We start from the raw sequence: 1,033 nt of genomic DNA, 5'->3' as shown, positions 1-1,033 counted from the left end.
AACCTAACATCAGCCGCAGTAACAGCGGGCAGCACCTTGCCAGCCGGTACGACTTTGAGTTACTGGACGAATGCGGCCGCCACCACGCCATTGGCTAACCCAAGTGCGGTAAGTACCAGTGGTACGTATTACATCAAAGCTTCTACCAGCAGCACGCCGGCTTGTAGTGACATTGAACCTGTTACGGTTGTTATTAATCCATTTGCGGACCAGCCATTCGCTGAATATATACCACCAGCTTGTGACGAAAATAAATTTAGTATTGTGGTTGGCAGCGCGTTAAAACCAATAGTAGCAGGCGGTAAATATATTGTATTAGATAAAAACGGAGCTTCCATTCCGGGTATTAGTCCGGCTACAACTGCTCTAAATCCTTATCCAGCAACTGCTGCCGATGTAAGCGCTAATAGAATTACTTTTTCTAACATACCAGCGGGTTCAGGCTTTCAGGTTCACCTAATTAATAGTTCTGGCTGTCCTTCTTCGGCATTTACTTGCCCTAATACAGCAACTGCCACCACAATCCGAGCTATTCCAACGGCCAAAGCACCCGAAAGCAGTGAAGCGGTAAAGAAAACCGAAATGGCCGCTTACCCTATTCCTTTCTCAGATAGAACAACCTTAGAATTTAAATCGGTGATTGATGAAGATTATGTAATTAACCTTTACGACCTAAAAGGAACCATGATTAAGCAACTTAAATCTGGTAAAGCCAAAGCCGGGGAAATAACCCGGGTTGAGGTTGATGGCAGAGGAATGGCTGAAAGCATGTACCTGGCTCGTAAGGTTAGTATAACTGGCGTGAGCACGGTAAAGCTACTTAAGAAAAAGTAAGTAAAGAAAACCAAATAAGAAGGAGTTCGCTTAACAGGAGACTGTTGGCGATGCTCCTTCTAAAGGTTTTAATTTCTTAAGCATGCTTGATTACAGAAGAATGAAGTTCTTTTAAATTTAATTCAGAAAACTTTAAAAAATTTATTTAGAATTTGAAGCAAATTTACTTACAACTTAATAACAATTACGCCCCTTTCAC

Annotated in this window: 1 pseudogene; it reads left to right on the top strand. The window is 42.0% G+C overall.

From position 1 onward, the window contains the following. Window positions 1-834: pseudogene (locus AAE02nite_RS26470) on the top strand (hypothetical protein); the annotation flags it as partial. Window positions 835-1,033: the final 199 nt, after the last annotated feature.

The sequence above is a fragment of the Adhaeribacter aerolatus genome, assembly GCF_007991635.1.
Taxonomy (GTDB): domain Bacteria; phylum Bacteroidota; class Bacteroidia; order Cytophagales; family Hymenobacteraceae; genus Adhaeribacter; species Adhaeribacter aerolatus.
This window is presented reverse-complemented; position numbering and strand designations above follow the sequence as displayed.